Genomic DNA, 18,367 nt, shown 5'->3' with positions numbered 1-18,367 from the left:
TTTTAGTCTTTATGGTACGAGAGAAATACACAATATATTATTAAGCTCATAAAAACCACTGTTTTTGTGAGCTCTTTATTTTGTGTATTGAAATTGGACTTCAGTAGGTTTTATTGGTTTAAGAAACTGTTTCAATTAAATATTTTTTAATTTATAGGAATTGAGCGGTTTTTTGAACTGAGCTCATAGGTTTACTGAGTACTATTAATGGTAGGTTGATTGAATGCAATTAATTTGGTTTGTCATCTCGCAGGTTGCTGAATAGTTATTTTTTATACTAATCTCCTTTGAGTCCTCTAAATATTGATTTCGACATAATATTAGAGAGAAATTTGGTGTGGTATTACCATTTATTGGAGAAGAAGAGGCCGTTATTTCAAATGGAGCAGAACAATATTCTTTATATTATATCAATCCGTTGCTAAATTCCCGCTAAGGGATGTTATTGCAATTTTTCATTAATTTTTTTAAGGAAAGATTCTTTTTCCCATTCCGACGCATAGTTATTACCCTCTCTTATGCCAAGGAATTGTTGAACAGATTCTATATGTTTTTTTAGATTTACCCATTGTTTCTTATCTAATCCTTCATTTGCAATTAAATTTATATCTGGATAATTTTTAAATGTTGTATCATTGTGAGGTTTCTGCAAACTTGCAGAAACCTCACAGTAAAAGTTAATTTGTAGCTTTATCGAAGGGTTGGCTAAACAGAAGTGCTATTTTATCTTAAGGTTACTTTCTTCTTTTGCAACTTCTTCAATATTTTCGCTTAAAGCCTCACCATGAGATTGCCAAAATTTAAATGTTCCTTTAGTAACTTTTGAATAGATTCCTAAACTTAAAACATGAAGCACATTTTCTAAAAACTGAACACCTTTGTTTGAGTCTCTTCGTTCTCTTAATGTATCTTTATTCTTTTCGGTAAGCACATTTGTGCATGCTTTTATCCGTAAATCTTCATCTGGAACGCTCGGATTATTCAGCGCATCCTTCATTTGGTTAACAATCTTATATTTATTAAGTACTAAATATAACTCTGGGTGAAGATCCCAAGAAGGTGTCGTCCATTGATATTTCTGCACATTAGCTGGCCAGTATAGCGAACGTCCGGTGTTTGCTTGCTCAATGATTTTATTTATGTCTATATTGCCTTCTTTATTGGTATAATAATTAATGACATCCTTAGGCATGTCCTTTACATAACTAATTAAAGCCTCTTCGAGATGTCTTTTGTATTCATCACATAGAATATTCAATCGTTCTATTTTGGATTTTTTAGTCATAGTGTTTCTCAAATTGGTCGTATGATTTAATTATATACCATTAAGTATTAATGTTTTATTAAGTGGCCAACCGGAGTGAGCCGATATGAGGTTCGGCCCCGATTCTGGTAAAAAGTTATCAAATCGGGAGTGCTTTCATGTTGCATTGGAAAATCTATTTCGCTGATTCCATAAAGTAGACATGGATCCAACATAAAAATTGTTCAATCATTCATCTAAAGTCCATTCCCAAGACAATTTTCCTGAGTCTGTTCATTTTTGGTTTCAGGAAAATTAAATAGAGATAATTTTAAATAGGAATTTTTAAAATCTTTTACCTGGACAGCTCTCTTATGGGCGGAATCAACGCATTGGTCGATTACCACTAATGAACCTAAAATGGCATTTACAAAAGAAAGGGATGCTGCTACACGGGCCAGTCTATAGCCAGGAAAAAGCTCGTCTATGCAAACTCCAGCAAATGATGAAAGGATAAAATTACCCATTGCAAGTGAGATTATACCTACTGGGTTATTCACGATATATTTATAAAAAAAAGATGGCTCAGTCTTATGATATTCTTCAACAATCTTAGATCTCTTTTCTTCTTCCGATGAAGAAAAGAATGGATAATGGTGAGATATCTTTCTCATCGTTTTGGAAGTTGCTGCAAGGTTCTTGAAATTTCTGTTTATCTTTTGCATATCAACTTCAAAAAGATGACTAATAATAAAATGAATTACTTCAAAGCAGCTACTGCTATTAACAATGAATTAGAGAACCCAATCCGCGTTTCTTGCGCGGTTAATAAATTTAAAGAAGGCGACATAGTAGAATACTTTGAAGCCAAAACTCAGTCATTTATTAAAGCGTGAGTACTCTATAAGTCATTGAAATATGTTTTAGTCCAACATATTAATGATGGCAAACGCTGGAAAATACCTTACTATAGGCTAAAAGTCGATAGCCGTGACATTTGTTAATGTGGCTACGAGGGGGCGGAGGTTCGACAAAACGTGAGCGAAGAGCGCACAGCGCGGCGCAGCATTTTTGGACTCGCCCTTTTTATAAATGTTGGCTTTCAATATTTCTATCAATATTTGCAAGCGTTACTGCTCCTTTTTCAAGAATGCATATACATCTATTTAAACGACTGGCAAGCCCACTACCAAACCTGGCTTTATTAACCATTTGATCCTTCTGTGCCTCATCTATCAGGCTCTTTACTCCTTCTATAGTATTTTCTTTTCTTATGTTCTCTATTAATCTTAAAGCCTTTTCAACTTTATCTCCAGTTAGTGCTTCATCCCTTAGTTTTCTAGTTAAGAAAGATGGTTCAAAGTGTCCTTCATAATTAAGAGAGCCCCTTGATTTAATATATCGCTCTAACTCTTTAATACAACTTCCTTTGAAGGTCGTTACAGTTGGGGGCATCTCATCTTTAAGCATCTTTATTACTTCATCAACAGAGAGTTGCTCATCATTTGGAGTAGAAGTTGTTACAGAATTACTTCGATGATCTTTAACTTCCGTGTTTGCTTCTTTTAATGCATTTATTGCATCATCTTGCTTCTCTTTCTCTGTAGAAAAAGCATTACTAAGCGTAGTTAAATAAGTCCTTTGAAGGATAATTCCAAATTTTGACTTATAAGAATGAGTTGTATTTAAAAAATCTGCATTAGTTATATCTGGTCTATTTTCGCGAAGAAACAATAAAGCCTTAATTGTATTTACTGTGTCTTCCATTTTAAGAACAAAACGGGTAAGAGGGAAAATAACGTCTTTGTATTGTTCACTAGTAAGTTCCCAACTTGCTTGACTAATGACACTATTACGTCTTTCTCGTCCAAATTGCTGTTCTTCTTTTTTATCAAGTTGTAATGCCATTCCTATATCGACACAGATAACCTTACCCTCTGGAGTTGTAATAAAATTTTTTGGGGAAGCTGCGTCAACAATAATCCTTCCTGTACGATTAAATATGTCAATTAATGCAGCGCTAATTTCTTTATCTGTAGATTGGCGTCCTTTTATATAAGGGCAAACCCAACCCAAGCCAAACTCTGTTTGGATAATTGCTGCTGGTGGCTTAAGATCAGGATTTATTTCATTCCATAAACGTACAGAACGCTCAGGGCTATCTGTAATCTCATTTTCTCTTTTTTGAATTTTTAGTACTCGTGTTCCATCATCACTTACATAGGTATCGTTATAAACGCCTGAGCCTAATTTTTTCCAAGCCATAACAAAGCTCCATTTTAATCATTATGATTACAAATAATCTTAGCATATAAATTTGCATCATTTTTATAAGTATTTATTTCCCGTTAAACATAAGAGGCTACCTATTTTTATTATTGACCTATAATTCTAATGTCCTTTACTTAATTTAGGAGATAGGGAAATGAAGAAGTGTTCAATACTTTTAGGACTCACATTAATAAGTTCATGTGCTTTTGCAATGGATCAATCAAATATGGGACAAATGTCTGTGAATGAAAATCATTGTCCTAAAGATAAAAAACAAACTGCAGCACTTGAAAAAGAATACCTGCAAATGATGCTTACTCATCACCAACAAGGAATGCAAATAATGGAGCTAGCTATAAAAAAATCTCAAAATCCAAAAATAGTGGCTATTTCAAAGAAAATGCTCGCGCGGCAAGGCAGGGAAGTTGTTAAAATGAAAGAACTACTCAGTAAATTACCCGCTACCTCTGCAGCCAATTATCAAATTCCTGGAATGAAACCTATGGAGATGAAGTCGTTTGACCAGCTTTCAGGCAAAGAGTTCGATGATATGTATATAAGTGAAATGAGTGATCACTTTAAAGGAGGCATGCAAATGACGGCTTACTTACTAAAATGTAGCCATGATCCCAAGATTAGAGAAATTTTGAAATCAATCCATAACAAACAATCCGATGTTCAGAAATTAGAACAGCTGCATAGTTAAACCTGAGGCAATATATAATCAAATCAGCCATTCTTGCCATTGAGAATGGCTATAACAATTTGTATTTTTGGTTGCTTCTTGTGGATAAATACAATTGGTCGGATTTTCCTATATTAGATCCTCACGCTGCCTTAAAATAGCCTAAGCAAGCCTGGTTGCCTGCAGCTGTCTCTTGATCAGATCAGTCAAATTTTTGATCAAGAGATAGCCTTCTACACGCTCTTGGAGTTTAAACCAACCACCCCAGAGCGTTTTCCAACTGGCTTTTCCTAATTTCTTTGTGTCTGTCCATCCGCCTAGTTTTGCAATAGATTTATAAATCCACTCTGCATCAAGCTATATTGCAGGAAAGAAGACCGCCGACTTTTTTAAGATTTTCTTTTCGATTTTCAGGCGTTTATTTTCTTCCTGCAGGCGACGTATCTCTAATTGTTCTGCTGTTAACTTGCCATTTCCTCGAAATGCTTGCCCATCTTGTTCTTTGTGTTCTTTTATCCATCGACTTAGTCGCGCTTGAGCAATGCCTAAATTATTTGCTGCTTTTGTTACCCCATAACCTTGTTCTAAAACGAGACTAATTCCATCCGGCTTAAATTTGGGGGGTATTTCTTTCTTATCGGCATTACTTTCTCCAGTTAAGTGCATTATCTCTTAACTCGGGTGGTCAAATCTATTAAACCACGTAAGTACACATTAGGTCATGAAGCGATTATAATCCGATTAATTTGTAACTTATTTCATTACTTTCTAAAAATATTGGTAATGCTGGAGGACAGGTAACTTAGCAATCTTATCAAAATGCAGCTTGGCTGTTGAAAAAGATTATAAGTTTATCCATCCTCTTGGTTCCCGATGAAAAACCTTCTCGTTTTATCCAGGAAATCTAAAAGCGGTTAACGCTTATTTTCTTATTCGATTCGTCAACTGAGCGAACTCTTGTTTGTCTTCACAATCCGAAACAGAGAGAAAATTGTGTAATCGATGTCACGTTACGTCTTTATGTATTGCAAGGAATTAAGTAATGAAAAAAAATCGTCAATTTGACTTTAGAGAAGAATATTTTATTTTTTTTATTAAGGAACGGGTATCCAAAATGGTTCACGATCTACGTGAATTGCATGCCTTTTTAGATTTTTATGGTGTTCTGAGCGATGAGCTAAGCAATAAAAGTACGGAACTCTTATCATATAAAAATATTCATATCTTTCTGTCCTTAAAAAAGAGGATAGACAATCCAAATAAATTTTATAACCAAGATGTTTTTTTTGCTAACATTGCCTCTCAAAAGATAATTGATAAAGAACAACTTGGGAAACATTGGGCTGATTTTTTTTTAGTGTGCCAAGAACTCCAAACAACTATTGTCAACACTTTTGATAATAGACTTCGCTTTACTGATAAAAGTCTTAACGCAGGAGACATATCCAAGCCGAGTATTGAGGATGAGCTGTGCCAATTGATAACACATCTTTACAGTCAAATCAGGGAATTAAAGTTAAAAACTCATGAATTAATTGTGTTTTTGAACGCTTATGAATTAACTGAAGAAAAAACCTCAGTTTCCTCCGTTATACCACCACATGAAGAGCATCTTTTTTTTTCGATGCCAGAAGAAGTACAAGTCAGTATTTTGACTCATTGTGATATAGAAGATTTATTAGCCGCCCAGATTGCATCAAAAAATTTATCGAGAGTGGCAGCAACAGCTTTTGCGGTCCGCTTTAAAAAAAATCCAGCTCAGGTCATATCTCATTTAAGTCAAATAGCACCCAAAGAAGCTTATGACTTTGTTGAAGGTTATCGATGTACAAGTGAATACAAGGCTCTAAAAAGCCTGGTTGAGAATAAAATGCCGATGTCTGATCACGAAGTAGCATGTTACATGCTGACTCGACACCATAAAGCGCTCCCAGACATCGAACAGTTAATAAATGTCTCGAATGCGCCATATCTTGATGAGAAGACGAGAGTGCATCTACGTGTACTTACCCGACTTGCCCAGAAGGTTGATAAGCATTATCTCGATGCGAAGACGATAAGGTATCTACAAGAGCTTATCCAACCTGCCCAGAAGGTTGATAAACCATATCTCGATGATAGGACGAGAGAGCATCTATATATGTATGCCCCAGAGGTTGATAGAGAAAAATCAACTGCATTATTCGATTTATTTAAGACAAATTTTCCTAAAACTTACCTCAATCTTTTACCTTTCATCAGCTTGATGGAGGTAGATCTGGCTGGAGCTGATTTATCGCATGCCTCGCTATCCCATTTTTGTTTTGGCTGGCAGGATATGTCTGCAATGATCTTGTTTCACGCAAATTTAAGCTATGCGGATTTGAACTCAAGTTTACTGAGTCAAGCAAATTTGCGGCAAGCAAATCTTCTCCATGCTATTCTGGTAAAAGCCTGTTTGGATAATGCTCTGCTTGAAAAAGCAAACTTAAGCCATGCGAATATGCGGAACGTCAAACTGAGACAAGCAAATATGAAGCAGGCAATTTTGAGATGGGCTGATTTGAGTGGTGCCGTGTTTGAGGGCACTTTAATTGAGGGGGCTGATTTTACAGGCACAAACTTAGCCTATGCTCGGTTTATTAACGTGGATATGCGCACAATAGACTTAAGTCAACTCAATGTTGAATGGACTTATTTGAAAAAGGTGCGTCTGGTTTCTGAGGCAGCTCTTGAAGATCCGGAGAAATTGGAAGATTTTTTTAACTCATTTGAAAAAAATCTTGTGACTCATACTCCTGGAAGTAGAATGAAATGGCGTATCCAGATGTTAAAGGATCTGAAACGATTAATGATTCCATCTGCACTCAAGCCTGAAACAAAGATGCTATTTTTAAAAAAAATACTCGCTCATTATCCTCCTGAAACATTCTCAAGCACTATTTTTATCAAAAAGCATCCATTTAAATATCTGTTTGAACAATTTGAATTAACCCAAGTGGATCACTCAATGGAGGAGGTAGAGCGTCCCTTGCAAGATGAAGTAATTTCCATATTAGATGAACTTCAGTATCGTATTGATAATTCTTCTAGTGGTATGCGCATCTCATTGTTGGACTTAGAAGACCGATTTGCTCAATGTTTCTCCCAGGTTCCTAAATTAACTAACGTGAATCAAATTTGTCAGTTATCCAGCCATCATTTTTTTCTTCTTCAACTGATCTACTTCATAAACGCTCACAATTCAGTGTTGAACCCCTATTTAGTGAATTATCCCCAAAATAATCTGGGGGGGCCTCGGGATCCAAAGCATTATGCCAGTCAAATCTTTGATGGCCAGTTGTTTGACATTGAGCAGTTACAAACAATTCAACCCGAAGAGCTTGAGACTTATCTTTACGGGGATGAGGATTTTGTTATCAATCGATACGGCTCCTTAAGCTTGAATAGAGTCAAATTAGGTGGGCTATTGTTCGGTTATTATCCATATAAGAAAGGCACTTGCTCATCTGTTGAGATTATTGATTTTCAGAACAGGCGATTAAAATTTGTTTTTAATTTCCTTATGGGACAATGTCCTTTGTTACCAATAGAAATGTACTTTCCTTTGAACGTATTCGGGGATTTTGGGCGTAGAGCGACTTTTGACGCCAAGGATATCTTTGATATGCGAGCAGGGCTCGAACTGAGAGCAAGCATTACTTATTATATTTTTGCGACGCAAAAAGGCACTATACCTGATTTGATTCCAATCAAGAGAATCGTGCCACGCCCTGAAAACAAAAATACTGAAGCCTGCATAAATGCTCGGGATGATAAAGATGATATTCCTTTACTGGGAGAGAACCGTTATGGCTTATATCACCGAAAAGAGAGCAACGACTCTCGTCTATTGGTAGCTGAAAAAATGCTTTGCGTGCTGACGTAGGTAAATTTGAGGTCACTGTTTTGTGACCTCAAATCAAGCTTGTTGTTGCTTGTTTCATTGACGGCCCAACGACGTCAAAATCCGTTAGTAAGGACACCCAACAGATGTCGAATGACTTGTCATGGTTATTATTTAGAGTAATATCAAAAAATTCGGCTCCGTTGCAAAAACGAAGGCTAGTTTATATTTCAAGGTATACTATTAACCGGAAAACCGAATGCGCTCAACAAAACCTGTAGCATTTAAATGGCGTCATTTTCATGGAGAAGTAAGACGATTTCAGTCTATGAAGACTGCTTACGCTACTATTAAGGGATTTGAAATCATGCGAATGTTTAAAAAAGGACAGTTCAGTATTTGGATGTATGGAACACGGACTGAAGTATCTATTATTAATGAACAATTTGGCCTATACAGCTGAGATCCGTCCAAAAGTTAAGATTTTTTATGTTGATTCTTTTTTGCAACGGAGCCGGTCGCCGAATAAATCACGACATATTAAATTGCAATAGAGCAGAGTATGGCGCAGGCATCATAAAAACGTTGGCTGATAGATTACAAATAAAATTTGCACGAGGTTTTGGATTACGAGTTATTCATCGTTGCGTGCAATTTGAAAGGCTTTTTTCCGAGGAGAAAATAGTTTTATCGCTAAGCCAACATCTTAAGTGGACTCATTTTGTATCTTTATTAAATATAAATAATCAGTTTAAAAGAGAGTTTTATGCCGAAATGTGTGTGTCGAAAAATGGAGCACAAGAGAATTATCAAAAAAAATTGATGAAATGTTATTTGAAAGAACAGCTATTGCAAAGAAACCTGAAAAGGTACGCTGTAGCCCTTATGTGGCATGGGTTACATGCTTGTTTTAAAAGTGAAGTGACCCATTTGCACACGTATCTTGAGCGCCTGCGTAAAATTTTAATCAGGGTAACGAAATATTGGCTTAAAGCTCGTCGCATCTTCCCACGTTATAGCAGGATCATTGCCAGTATCCCATTGTTTCCATGAAGCATTTTCTTTTAAACGATGTTGCGCTCGCATCAAATCCAAACTCTGTTGTAATGCAGCTAAATCTTGTGCTTCATAGAGGGTAAGATGTCGAGAAGGTGTTCTTCCTTGACTACTGTATCGCGTGCAAGCCGTCCAGGTTGGTACATCCGAAAGATTTCTGGGTAAATAATGATCTTCATACCAATCATCAAAAAGTGCTATTTTTTTAGGTATTACTTCAACACTCACCATAAAAAATGGATTGTTAAAAAGCGTTTTTTCCATACCTCGAGGATGTTGATAACGCTGAGTGTAAATACAGGCACTTTCCAAATGGTGCAAGTCATTGGTTTGAAACTTACTCCATTCAGCCTTTTCTTTTTCTCTGCCTGAGCGTTCTTTAATGGCTTCAAGAATAGAAGAGGAAGGCGTTTCGCTATCGCATCCATAGATAGTAAGAAATTGTTTATTATAATATCGAAGCGTACCCTCTACATTATGTTCTTGATAACGTCTTGCAAACTTAATTTCAGGAATAATTTTCATTAAATTTGGAATATAGCGGTGATGATAAAATTCATTAAAATCTGCTTCTTTTTCAGGAGAAATACTTAAGCTGACAAGAATTATTGTTTTATTAGTCATGAGTGAGTGCTCGCTAATGGGAAGCCAGTCAACACATTTTTATAAGCGTGAATGGTTACTTGTTGATAGGCTTTTACTTTTAAATAAGGTTCTTCATTCAACCAAGTTTCTGCTTCTTCAAGAGAATTAAATTTCGCAATAATTAATCCGCCCATTGGCACTCCAAGATGCTTTGTATCAAGCAAAGGGCCAGCTAAAAAAAGCCTTCCTTCATTCTTCAATTTTTCTAATCTTGCCACGTGTTCTTCTCGAACAAGTTTCCTTTTTTCGCTGGAATTTGCACTATCTATACAGATAAAAGCATAATAGTTTTCAAAAGAAAATTCTTCATACATGGTCTATACTACCAAGTTTTAGCAAATACTGAAATTATAGCCTACATTTCCACGAATTTTTTGTAAGTTAGTTATCTTCTTCTCTGGTTGTTGTCTTTTTAAATAATTATAAAACAATGGATTTCTAATTTCATAAATCTTACAAATTTCAGCCACTGTATTTTTTTGTTCGTTGTACATTTCAATCATACGTTTAATTTGCTGATTATCGAGCAGTGATGGTCTATACCACCCATATAGTCGAACGTCTATAGCAGTAAATCGAGATTTGAAATAGATTTAGAAGTTCATATTGAATTAGAAGCAGACTAAACATTTTTTTAATAGAGGCACCATTTGCAGAAAATTTCAGCACCAAGACCCATTAAAATTGCACTCTGTAAACACCCTATAAAATTTTTTAAAGGCGAATTGCATAACCCTTTGATTTATATGGTCGGAGTGACAGGAATTGAACCTGCGACCCCTGCCTCCCGAAGGCAGTGCTCTACCAGGCTGAGCTACACTCCGTGCTGGGTGAAGGCAAGCCGTAACCCACAGGTTTTCAGGTATCAAAAAACTTCTCTTAATCCTGGTGTCGTTGGGTTACACCCAGACTACTGCAATCAATAGCTTCTTTGTAAAGCGAATTCAGCCAAATTGATAAGTGCCTGTTTATACTTGGTCTCGGGTAATATCATCAACGCGGATAATGCTTTGTCGACTTCTTGAGCTGCAATGTTCTTGGTATATTCTATTGCTTTTGTTTCCTCAAGAGCTACCAGAATATCAGGTAAAAAGTCCAAACTGCCTTTTTTCAGGCTTTCTATGATTTGTTGTTTTTGTCGCTCAGTACCATGTTGTAATGCATGAATTAAAGGTAATGTGGCTTTCCCATCTGCCAAATCGTCCCCAATATTTTTGCCGATAGTTTTGGCATCAGAACAATAATCCAGAGCATCATCTATCAGTTGAAACGCATTACCTAAGTGCAGGCCATAGGCATAGAGGCTGTCTTGCATTTCCTTGGAGGCTTTGCTGATGATTGGGCCTATACAGGCAGCAGCTGCAAATAAAAGAGCTGTTTTTGCACGAATTACATCAAAATATTCATCAAATGTTAGTGCCGGGTTATGACGATTCGATAACTGTTTTACTTCACCACAGCTGATCTCAAGTGCGGTACTGGCAAAAAGCTTAAGTACTTCTGGATTTCCGGAGTCAACGATGAGTTCGATAGATTGAGTAAAAAGATAATCGCCCACTAGAATGCTTGCTTTGCTACCCCAGATGTCGTTTGCGGTCTGACGTCCTCTTCTTAATGTAGACTCGTCAATGACGTCGTCGTGGAGTAGTGTGGCTGTATGGAAAAATTCCACCATAGCAGCCAATATAATATGTTCATTACCTTGATAGCCACATGCATTACTTGCTAAAAGAACCAACAATGGCCGTAGCCTTTTACCGCCACTTTCTATGATGTGATGGGACATATCATCAATTAAGCCGATTTGCGATTCAATTTTATTCACAATTAGAGTATTAACTGCATTAAAATCGTCACTAACCAGCGCGCGTATACTGTCAATCGACATTGTTTGTCCTCTACGATTCAATCAGCAAATGCTAAGGTTTGTACCTACGTATTGTCAAGTAAAAGTAGGCTTAACTTGTAAGTACATCTGAGCAAAGTTCAAGATTTCTCTTCTAAGTTCGGGCCTTAACTTTGGCTTATACATTAAATCGAAAATGCATTACATCGCCATCACAAACGATGTACTCTTTACCTTCCAGACGTAATTTTCCTGCCTCCTTCGCACCTTGTTCTCCTTTACAGGAGATGAATGCATCGTATGCGATGACTTCTGCGCGAATAAAGCCTTTTTCAAAGTCTGAATGGATAACGCCTGCTGCTTGAGGTGCGGTAGCCCCTTTAGAAATTGTCCATGCTCTGACTTCTTTAACTCCAGCAGTAAAATACGTTTGTAACCCTAACAATTCATAACCTGCACGAATCACGCGATGTAATCCAGGTTCACTTAAACCTAAGTCTTCCATAAACTCTTGGCGATCAGCTTCATCCAACTCAACTAACTCTGCTTCAGTTGCAGCACATAAAGCAACAATGCTGGCTTTTTCTTGCATTGCTAAATTACGAACTTGCTCTAGTAAAGGATTATTTTCATAGCCATTGTCATCGACATTTGCAATGTAAAGGACGGGTTTCGCTGTGAGTAAAAAAAGACGACGCGCGATAGGCTCTTCTTCAGTACTCAATTCAAGAGTACGAACAGGATGTCCCTCATCAAGATGCGCCTTGATTTTTTCCAGGGTTTTCATTTCAAAAATTGCTTCTTTATTGCCACTACGGCTGTTTTTTCCTGCTTTTAATATGGCTTTTTCAAGAGTTTCCATATCTGCTAAAGCGAGTTCAGTATTAATGACTTCGATGTCACTCAGTGGATGAACCTGACCTTCCACATGAACGACATCTGTATTTTCAAAACAACGGACTACATGCGCAATCGCATCGGTTTCACGAATGTTTGCTAAAAACTGATTGCCTAGACCTTCGCCTTTGGATGCTCCTTTGACAATACCTGCAATATCAACAAATTGCATGGTTGCTGGTAGTACTTGTTGTGGTTTTACTATGTCACTTAAAGCGTCAAGACGAGGATCCGGAACAGTAACTATTCCGACATTGGGTTCAATCGTGCAAAAAGGATAGTTTGCCGCTTCAATACCTGCTTTGGTGAGTGCGTTGAACAGTGTTGATTTACCAACATTGGGCAAGCCCACGATGCCACATTTAAATCCCATGTGTAGTACCTCTATTGTTAAAACTATACCAACTGTTACGCTACATTCCTATATTAGGACTTTTGCATTGTGGGTAACAGTGCCTATACATTCAATTGATTCATTGCTCTGGCTAAATCACCTGAGAATACGGAAGGCATTACTGCTATGCCTCTATCAATTGCGTCATAAATTAACTGTCTGTCTTGTGCTGAGGGTCTACTGAGCACAAATTGATGAACTAAGTCTCTGTGGCCTGGATGACCAATTCCTATGCGTAAACGGTGAAATTCTGCGCTACCTAATTGAGCTATTATATCTCTTAAGCCATTATGACCACCATGACCCCCACCTGTTTTAAGTTTAATGCGTCCTGGGGGTAAATCCAGCTCATCATGCACAACCAATATTTCTGCAGGTGCAATTCGGTAAAATTGACTAATAAGTCGGGTTGGTTGGCCACTATGATTCATAAAAGTTGTAGGTAAAACCAACTTAGTTGAGTGCTGATTTAACTCCAAATCAGTCAGCTCGGCTTGCATTTTTTTTTCCAGCTTAAAAAAGGCACTATGGCGCTGAGCTAGAGAAGAGACTAACCATTCACCAGCATTATGTCGAGTATGTTCATATGCTGAGCCTGGATTACGCAAACCGATGATAAGTTTTATGGCCATGGTGTAGCTCTTTGATAGGGTTGTAATGCTTTTGTAGCCTGGGTGAAGCGAAGAGCGAAACCCGGGCTTCGCTTTGCTCCACCCAGGCTACTTTTACTACGGTTACATTTTTTCAATCAAACTTAAAAGATTACTCTTCATCTTTTTCAGAGCTAACAGTAGGAACATCAGATGCAGGAACTTCTGTAGCTTCTGCTTCTTCTTCTGCTGCGCTGACTCTAGGCATGTGAATGCTTACTACAGGAGCGTCATGGCTGCCATCGGTCACATCAACAGTTAGTTGTACGCCTTTAGGTAATTTTAAGTGAGATAGATGGACAACATCATCCATTTTTACATCAGCCATATCTACAGCGATAAACTCAGGTAAATCTTTTGCTTGGCAACGAACTTCTACTTGAGTCATGGTATGGTTAATAATACCGCCAGCTTTAATACCAGGCGCTTTGTCTTCATTGATAAAATGAATCGGTACTAATTTAATCAGAATGTCAGTTTTGGAAACGCGTTGTAAATCCATGTGCATTACAACTGGCTTGTAAGGATGTCGTTGCAATGCCTTTAAAATAACATGTTCTACTTTGCCATCAATGGTGATATCAAAAACACTGGAATAGATACTTTCAGTTTCTAAAGCTTTGACTACCTTGTTATGCTGAAAATGAATTGACATTGGCTTTTTATCGCCGCCGTAAATTACACCAGGTACTTTATTTTCAAGACGACGTAGGCGGCGGCTCGCACCTTTCCCCATATCCGTTCTTGTTTGTGCTTCTAAAAGGATGTTTGACATTGTATACTCCAAAAATTTATAAAATCCCAAAATTTAATCCGCGACCAGATTAAACACCGGATTATGAATTAAAAAATCCGGAAAGGGTGGCGAAGTATACAATATTTTAAAATGAACTTGAAGTCATTGTCATAATTTCATAGAATATGCGACTTTATGAATTTGTGATAGCCAATCAGGCGAGTTGGAGAAAAATTATGTATGCGGTAATCAAAACTGGCGGTAAGCAATACACCGTGAAGGAAGGTGATGTGTTAAAAATTGAATTACTGCCTGAAGATGTTGGCAATGAAATACAATTTAAAGAAGTACTCATGTTGGCTGATGGCGATAAAATCGTCTGTGGCACTCCATTAGTTGCTAAGGCAACAGTAAAAGCTGAAGTGCTTGATCATGGTCGTCACAAAAAAGTCAAAATTATCAAGTATCGTCGTCGTAAGCACCACAAGAAACAAATGGGGCACAGACAATATTATTCGCAAGTTAAAATTACTGCGATAAGTAAGTAAGAGAGGATAGCAATGGCTCATAAGAAAGCAGGTGGTAGTACTCGTAACGGCCGCGACTCGAATCCCAAGTATCTTGGCGTGAAGCGTTTTGGCGGTCAATTTGTTAATGCGGGTGAAATTATTGTAAGACAACGTGGTACACGTTTTCATCCAGGGCCTGGCGTAGGTTGTGGCCGTGATCACACTTTGTTTGCCTTGGTTGAAGGTTTAGTACAATTTGTTGTCAAGGGTGAAAAAAATCGTAAATATGTAACTATAGTTGCAGAGCAGAACGAAGAAACTGCTGCAAACTAATTTGGTTAGGCCCTATTACTGTATCCTGGAGGTGGCAGTGTTCGTGCTGTTCTCTTAATCCTGGTTATAAGTATTTACCTAATTACAATGTTGTTATTAACCCCGGCAACGGGGTTTTTTTTTATTTTGAGGTTGGTCATGAAATTCGTTGATGAAGCAGTGATAAAAATAGATGCAGGCAATGGCGGAAATGGTTGTCTAAGCTTCAGACGCGAAAAATTTATTCCCAAAGGAGGCCCTGATGGTGGTGATGGGGGCGATGGAGGTAGTGTTTACTTCGAGGCAAGCACCGATTTAAATACGCTTATTGATTTTCGTTACATGCGTCATTACAAAGCAGGTAATGGTCAACCTGGTATGGGCGGAAATTGTACTGGGAAAAAAGGTGATGATTTAACAATAAAAGTGCCTGTGGGTACTATGATTTATGATGTGGATACTGGGGAATTGCTTGGCGATATTAAAGAGCCCGGCGTGCCAGTATTAATTGCCCAAGGTGGTTTTCATGGCTTAGGAAATACCCGTTATAAGAGTAGTGTGAATCGCTCTCCAAGACAAACTTCTCCTGGAAGTCCAGGGGAGTCGCGGCATTTACGCTTGGAATTACGTGTTTTAGCTGATGTGGGTTTATTAGGGTTACCTAATGCAGGGAAGTCTACTTTAATTCGCGCAGTTTCTAGTTCAAAAGCTAAAGTAGCTGATTATCCCTTTACGACCTTACATCCGGGGTTAGGTGTGGTTAGTGTTTCTTCACACAAAAGTTTTGTCATGGCTGATATTCCTGGCCTTATTGAAGGGGCATCCACAGGGGCAGGACTTGGGCATCGGTTTTTAAAACATCTTGCACGTACTTGTGTGTTACTGCATGTCATTGATGTTGCTCCCCTTGATGAGAGTGATCCAGTTGCCTCAGCCAAAGCAATTATTCATGAGTTAGCAGAATACAATCCTGAGCTTTTACAAAAACCTCGATGGTTGGTATTGAACAAAATCGATATGCTACCTGATGCAGCCAGTCGGGACGAACGAATACAAGCCATAGTAAAGGGCTTGAATTGGCACGATAAAGTATTTGCCATTTCTGCAATCAGCGGCGAAGGAACACAACAACTGTGTTATTCATTGATGCAGCTGATTGATGAGATGAAAGAGTCTGAAGCATAACCACTCTGCAGCATGCTCCACTACTGCAGCAGTACGATAGGGTATAGTATGAGTTTCATGCCCCCCCTGATCGCGATTGCTGTAGTCAATAATTAATTGTGCAGTTCCAAGTGTTTGTTGCTGCTGCCAATATTCTGCCAAGCCGTTGATATGGAAAAATAATCTGTTTTTATGCTGGCCACTAAAGTCCAATAAATGATGTATATTGGGTTTGCTAAGCAATAATTGTAATAATCCACCCGTAGCCTCATCGATAATTGTTATTGGTTTATCAATGGATGCAATTAATTCTCGCAAATTTTCAGAAGCTTTTTTATCTACGCTACTAATAATATGTGGCTTAAGGATGGGGTCAACAACTGCTTTTACTTTATCGGCAAGATTTGGCGTACAGCGCACCTTAAATTCAATATAAGGTGATTCCCAGCGATAACCGGTTTGGCAATCAATATTCTGCAGTGCCTCTTCCAATTTTTGGGCTATTTCGCTTTCTGGCAAGCCAAAAATTCGCCATTTCAGTATTTGTTTTTGACTGTGTGTCGTCTGTTGCAATATAGGTAATACATGATGATTAAACATAGGCAAGCATTCTCGAGGGGGCCCGGGTAATAAAAAAAAGTGTTTATTATTCCACGGATAGTAACAACCCATAGCACTACCTACAGGATTAGGCAAAAGCTGGGCATGCTCAGGGAAAAGGCTTTGTTGAATATTTCCTGGGTTAAGGCCTAAGTGTGCATCACGCAGTCGGCTTGTTATATGTTCAAGAGCAGCCGCGTGTTGTATTAATGTCTGACCAGTAAATTGAGATAAAGCAAAGCGAGTGAGATCATCGGTGGTTGGCCCAAGTCCACCAATGATAATGATGATGTCATGTTTTTGGGTCAAAAAGTGTAAACTGTTGATGATATCTGCTTCTTTGTCACTACATGAAACATGAACACCTAAAGGTAAGCCTTCAGAGCTTAGCGCATGGGCAATATCATGGCTATTCGTATTTAAAGTATCACCATGAACTATTTCATCACCGGTTGCTAAAATGCCTACCGTCATTGTCTGTTTCCCTAGTGTTCAATATGAGTTTGATTTTATAGCATAATTTGAAAATTCTGTAATAGTTGTTGACATTTATCCGCAAATTGCCTAATAACTAAAAAAGGTGGTTTTTTTTTAAGATAACTACACATCATCCCACCTGCTTTTTGCGATATTTGTAATGAAGGAGAAATTATGGAATTTTCAAGCCGTTATGTAGCGCATGTTCCTGACGCTCAAGGGTTTGTTAATTATTCTGAAAAAGAAAACTCAATTTGGAGTATTTTATTTGAACGACAAATAAAACTACTACCAGGAAGAGCTTGTGATGAATTCCTAACTGGATTAAAGACGTTAGACCTTAATTCGCAGGCAATTCCACAGATTCCAGATCTAAATCAAAAGCTTAAAGCAAAAACGGGGTGGCAAGTGTCTGCAGTTGCTGCGTTAATTTCCGCTCGGGAATTTTTTGAATTATTGGCAACAAAACATTTCCCCGTGGCTACGTTTATTCGTAATGAAGAAGAATTGAATTATGTAAAAGAGCCTGATCTTTTTCATGAGGTTTTTGGTCATTGTCCCATGTTGACGGACAAGGTTTATGCAGAGTTTGTTTACGATTATGCTCGGAAAGTACTAACTTTCCCTGAGTCTGATTGGCCCTTATTGCAACGGATGTTTTGGTTTACTGTTGAGTTTGGTTTGATTAAAAGCGTGAATGGCTTGCGCGCTTATGGCGGTGGGATACTGTCTTCGATTAGTGAAACAGTATATAGCGTTGAAAGCGATATTCCGCTTAGAGCGATGTTTGAACCAATAGCGGCATTTCGTATGCCCTATCGTATTGACATGTTACAACCAGTTTATTTTGTGATTAGTGATTACCAGGTTTTGTATGATTTTGTTTTATCGGATATAGGTAAACTCTTGGCTCGAACTCGGGAGTTAGGGGAGTTTCCACCACTGTTTAAGGTGGATCCAAATAACCCTAATATTCATATTCGAGCATGTTAATCGATCCCTTTTTCCCATGAGTTT

Annotated in this window: 18 protein-coding genes, 1 tRNA gene and 3 pseudogenes; 8 read left to right on the top strand and 14 right to left on the bottom strand. The window is 37.8% G+C overall.

The genetic code is table 11. From position 1 onward, the window contains the following. Nucleotides 1-442: 442 nt before the first annotated feature. The 4 genes from Lste_RS08900 to Lste_RS08885 all read right to left on the bottom strand — a co-directional run bounded on the left by Lste_RS08900 (nucleotide 443) and on the right by Lste_RS08885 (nucleotide 3,508). A complete protein-coding gene (locus Lste_RS08900) occupies nucleotides 443-652 on the bottom strand; it encodes a hypothetical protein (protein ID WP_058510673.1) in 210 nt (69 codons plus the stop codon). 66 nt (nucleotides 653-718) lie between these two features. After that, the gene (locus Lste_RS08895) at nucleotides 719-1,285 is read right to left on the bottom strand and encodes a hypothetical protein (protein WP_058510672.1); all 567 of its coding nucleotides are present in this window, start codon (nucleotides 1,283-1,285) and stop codon (nucleotides 719-721) included. Between the two features lie 215 nt (nucleotides 1,286-1,500). After that, nucleotides 1,501-1,968 (bottom strand): hypothetical protein, encoded by a 468-nt coding sequence (locus Lste_RS08890; RefSeq protein ID WP_058510671.1) that lies wholly within the window; start codon nucleotides 1,966-1,968, stop codon nucleotides 1,501-1,503. A 361-nt stretch (nucleotides 1,969-2,329) separates the two neighbouring features. Next, nucleotides 2,330-3,508: a hypothetical protein gene (locus Lste_RS08885; protein ID WP_058510670.1), complete on the bottom strand. Its 1,179-nt coding sequence runs from the start codon at nucleotides 3,506-3,508 to the stop codon at nucleotides 2,330-2,332. Between the two features lie 160 nt (nucleotides 3,509-3,668). Between Lste_RS08885 and Lste_RS08880 the strand changes: the two genes are divergently transcribed. Next, complete coding sequence (locus Lste_RS08880) at nucleotides 3,669-4,220, top strand: DUF305 domain-containing protein (protein WP_058510669.1); 552 nt, start codon at nucleotides 3,669-3,671, stop codon at nucleotides 4,218-4,220. Between the two features lie 141 nt (nucleotides 4,221-4,361). Here Lste_RS08880 and Lste_RS18765 read toward each other — a convergent pair. Beyond that, a pseudogene (locus Lste_RS18765) lies at nucleotides 4,362-4,550 on the bottom strand (hypothetical protein); the annotation flags it as partial. A 30-nt stretch (nucleotides 4,551-4,580) separates the two neighbouring features. Next, nucleotides 4,581-4,843, bottom strand: a pseudogene (locus Lste_RS08875) (transposase); the annotation flags it as partial. Nucleotides 4,844-5,241: 398 nt separating this feature from the next. Between Lste_RS08875 and Lste_RS08870 the strand changes: the two are divergent. From Lste_RS08870 to Lste_RS19815, 3 genes and pseudogenes are all read left to right on the top strand, one after another. Next, a complete protein-coding gene (locus Lste_RS08870) occupies nucleotides 5,242-8,106 on the top strand; it encodes a pentapeptide repeat-containing protein (RefSeq protein WP_058510667.1) in 2,865 nt (954 codons plus the stop codon). A 277-nt stretch (nucleotides 8,107-8,383) separates the two neighbouring features. Next, nucleotides 8,384-8,527, top strand: a pseudogene (locus tag Lste_RS08865) (IS6 family transposase); the annotation flags it as partial. A gap of 26 nt (nucleotides 8,528-8,553) precedes the next feature. After that, nucleotides 8,554-9,117 (top strand): DUF1016 N-terminal domain-containing protein, encoded by a 564-nt coding sequence (locus Lste_RS19815; RefSeq protein WP_083503937.1) that lies wholly within the window; start codon nucleotides 8,554-8,556, stop codon nucleotides 9,115-9,117. Here Lste_RS19815 and Lste_RS08860 read toward each other — a convergent pair. The 7 genes from Lste_RS08860 to Lste_RS08830 all read right to left on the bottom strand — a co-directional run bounded on the left by Lste_RS08860 (nucleotide 9,028) and on the right by Lste_RS08830 (nucleotide 14,327). Beyond that, nucleotides 9,028-9,744, bottom strand: coding sequence for a hypothetical protein (locus tag Lste_RS08860; RefSeq protein WP_068310919.1), 717 nt, complete (start codon nucleotides 9,742-9,744; stop codon nucleotides 9,028-9,030). The genes Lste_RS19815 and Lste_RS08860 overlap by 90 nt on opposite strands. Next, a complete protein-coding gene (locus Lste_RS08855) occupies nucleotides 9,741-10,079 on the bottom strand; it encodes a YciI family protein (RefSeq protein WP_058510665.1) in 339 nt (112 codons plus the stop codon). Before Lste_RS08855 ends, Lste_RS08860 begins: the two co-directional genes overlap by 4 nt. A 433-nt stretch (nucleotides 10,080-10,512) precedes the next feature. Beyond that, nucleotides 10,513-10,589, bottom strand: a tRNA-Pro gene (locus Lste_RS08850). Nucleotides 10,590-10,684: 95 nt separating this feature from the next. Continuing rightward, on the bottom strand, nucleotides 10,685-11,653 hold the full coding sequence (locus Lste_RS08845) for a polyprenyl synthetase family protein (RefSeq protein ID WP_058510664.1): 969 nt from the start codon (nucleotides 11,651-11,653) through the stop codon (nucleotides 10,685-10,687). A 136-nt stretch (nucleotides 11,654-11,789) separates the two neighbouring features. Then, nucleotides 11,790-12,881, bottom strand: a complete 1,092-nt coding sequence (ychF, locus tag Lste_RS08840) for a redox-regulated ATPase YchF (RefSeq protein WP_058510663.1) — start codon at nucleotides 12,879-12,881, stop codon at nucleotides 11,790-11,792. Between the two features lie 83 nt (nucleotides 12,882-12,964). Then, nucleotides 12,965-13,534, bottom strand: a complete 570-nt coding sequence (gene pth, locus Lste_RS08835; RefSeq protein ID WP_058510662.1) for an aminoacyl-tRNA hydrolase — start codon at nucleotides 13,532-13,534, stop codon at nucleotides 12,965-12,967. A gap of 130 nt (nucleotides 13,535-13,664) precedes the next feature. Further along, nucleotides 13,665-14,327 (bottom strand): 50S ribosomal protein L25/general stress protein Ctc, encoded by a 663-nt coding sequence (locus tag Lste_RS08830; RefSeq protein ID WP_058510661.1) that lies wholly within the window; start codon nucleotides 14,325-14,327, stop codon nucleotides 13,665-13,667. A gap of 197 nt (nucleotides 14,328-14,524) precedes the next feature. Here Lste_RS08830 and rplU point away from each other — a divergent pair, with 197 nt between their 5' ends. The 3 genes from rplU (at nucleotide 14,525) to cgtA (ending at nucleotide 16,294) form a co-directional block, all read left to right on the top strand. Continuing rightward, nucleotides 14,525-14,836 carry a 50S ribosomal protein L21 gene (gene rplU / locus Lste_RS08825; RefSeq protein ID WP_058510660.1) on the top strand — a complete coding sequence of 104 codons (312 nt, stop codon included), beginning with the start codon at nucleotides 14,525-14,527 and terminating at the stop codon, nucleotides 14,834-14,836. 12 nt (nucleotides 14,837-14,848) lie between these two features. Next, a complete protein-coding gene (gene rpmA / locus Lste_RS08820) occupies nucleotides 14,849-15,130 on the top strand; it encodes a 50S ribosomal protein L27 (RefSeq protein WP_058510659.1) in 282 nt (93 codons plus the stop codon). A 138-nt stretch (nucleotides 15,131-15,268) separates the two neighbouring features. Beyond that, the gene (gene cgtA, locus Lste_RS08815) at nucleotides 15,269-16,294 is read left to right on the top strand and encodes an Obg family GTPase CgtA (RefSeq protein WP_058510658.1); all 1,026 of its coding nucleotides are present in this window, start codon (nucleotides 15,269-15,271) and stop codon (nucleotides 16,292-16,294) included. Here cgtA and Lste_RS08810 read toward each other — a convergent pair. After that, nucleotides 16,250-17,347 carry a competence/damage-inducible protein A gene (locus Lste_RS08810; protein ID WP_058510657.1) on the bottom strand — a complete coding sequence of 366 codons (1,098 nt, stop codon included), beginning with the start codon at nucleotides 17,345-17,347 and terminating at the stop codon, nucleotides 16,250-16,252. The two genes, cgtA and Lste_RS08810, sit on opposite strands and share 45 nt — an antisense overlap. Before the next feature lie 177 nt (nucleotides 17,348-17,524). On the opposite strand from Lste_RS08810, the gene phhA reads away from it, so the two are divergent. After that, complete coding sequence (phhA, locus tag Lste_RS08805; RefSeq protein WP_058510656.1) at nucleotides 17,525-18,343, top strand: phenylalanine 4-monooxygenase; 819 nt, start codon at nucleotides 17,525-17,527, stop codon at nucleotides 18,341-18,343. Nucleotides 18,344-18,367: the final 24 nt, after the last annotated feature.

This window comes from Legionella steelei, assembly GCF_001468005.1.
GTDB classification, from domain to species: domain Bacteria; phylum Pseudomonadota; class Gammaproteobacteria; order Legionellales; family Legionellaceae; genus Legionella; species Legionella steelei.
This window is presented reverse-complemented; position numbering and strand designations above follow the sequence as displayed.

What these genes read in the sequence shown, in the direction of transcription:
- Lste_RS08895 (WP_058510672.1), bottom strand. Translation starts at nt 1,285, where the DNA reads ATGACTAAAAAATCCAAAATAGAACGATTGAATATTCTATGTGATGAA.
- Lste_RS08890 (WP_058510671.1), bottom strand. Translation starts at nt 1,968, where the DNA reads ATGCAAAAGATAAACAGAAATTTCAAGAACCTTGCAGCAACTTCCAAA.
- Lste_RS08885 (WP_058510670.1), bottom strand. Translation starts at nt 3,508, where the DNA reads ATGGCTTGGAAAAAATTAGGCTCAGGCGTTTATAACGATACCTATGTA.
- Lste_RS08880 (WP_058510669.1), top strand. Translation starts at nt 3,669, where the DNA reads ATGAAGAAGTGTTCAATACTTTTAGGACTCACATTAATAAGTTCATGT.
- Lste_RS08870 (WP_058510667.1), top strand. Translation starts at nt 5,242, where the DNA reads ATGAAAAAAAATCGTCAATTTGACTTTAGAGAAGAATATTTTATTTTT.
- Lste_RS19815 (WP_083503937.1), top strand. Translation starts at nt 8,554, where the DNA reads ATGTTGATTCTTTTTTGCAACGGAGCCGGTCGCCGAATAAATCACGAC.
- Lste_RS08860 (WP_068310919.1), bottom strand. Translation starts at nt 9,744, where the DNA reads ATGACTAATAAAACAATAATTCTTGTCAGCTTAAGTATTTCTCCTGAA.
- Lste_RS08855 (WP_058510665.1), bottom strand. Translation starts at nt 10,079, where the DNA reads ATGTATGAAGAATTTTCTTTTGAAAACTATTATGCTTTTATCTGTATA.
- Lste_RS08845 (WP_058510664.1), bottom strand. Translation starts at nt 11,653, where the DNA reads ATGTCGATTGACAGTATACGCGCGCTGGTTAGTGACGATTTTAATGCA.
- ychF (WP_058510663.1), bottom strand. Translation starts at nt 12,881, where the DNA reads ATGGGATTTAAATGTGGCATCGTGGGCTTGCCCAATGTTGGTAAATCA.
- pth (WP_058510662.1), bottom strand. Translation starts at nt 13,534, where the DNA reads ATGGCCATAAAACTTATCATCGGTTTGCGTAATCCAGGCTCAGCATAT.
- Lste_RS08830 (WP_058510661.1), bottom strand. Translation starts at nt 14,327, where the DNA reads ATGTCAAACATCCTTTTAGAAGCACAAACAAGAACGGATATGGGGAAA.
- rplU (WP_058510660.1), top strand. Translation starts at nt 14,525, where the DNA reads ATGTATGCGGTAATCAAAACTGGCGGTAAGCAATACACCGTGAAGGAA.
- rpmA (WP_058510659.1), top strand. Translation starts at nt 14,849, where the DNA reads ATGGCTCATAAGAAAGCAGGTGGTAGTACTCGTAACGGCCGCGACTCG.
- cgtA (WP_058510658.1), top strand. Translation starts at nt 15,269, where the DNA reads ATGAAATTCGTTGATGAAGCAGTGATAAAAATAGATGCAGGCAATGGC.
- Lste_RS08810 (WP_058510657.1), bottom strand. Translation starts at nt 17,347, where the DNA reads ATGACGGTAGGCATTTTAGCAACCGGTGATGAAATAGTTCATGGTGAT.
- phhA (WP_058510656.1), top strand. Translation starts at nt 17,525, where the DNA reads ATGGAATTTTCAAGCCGTTATGTAGCGCATGTTCCTGACGCTCAAGGG.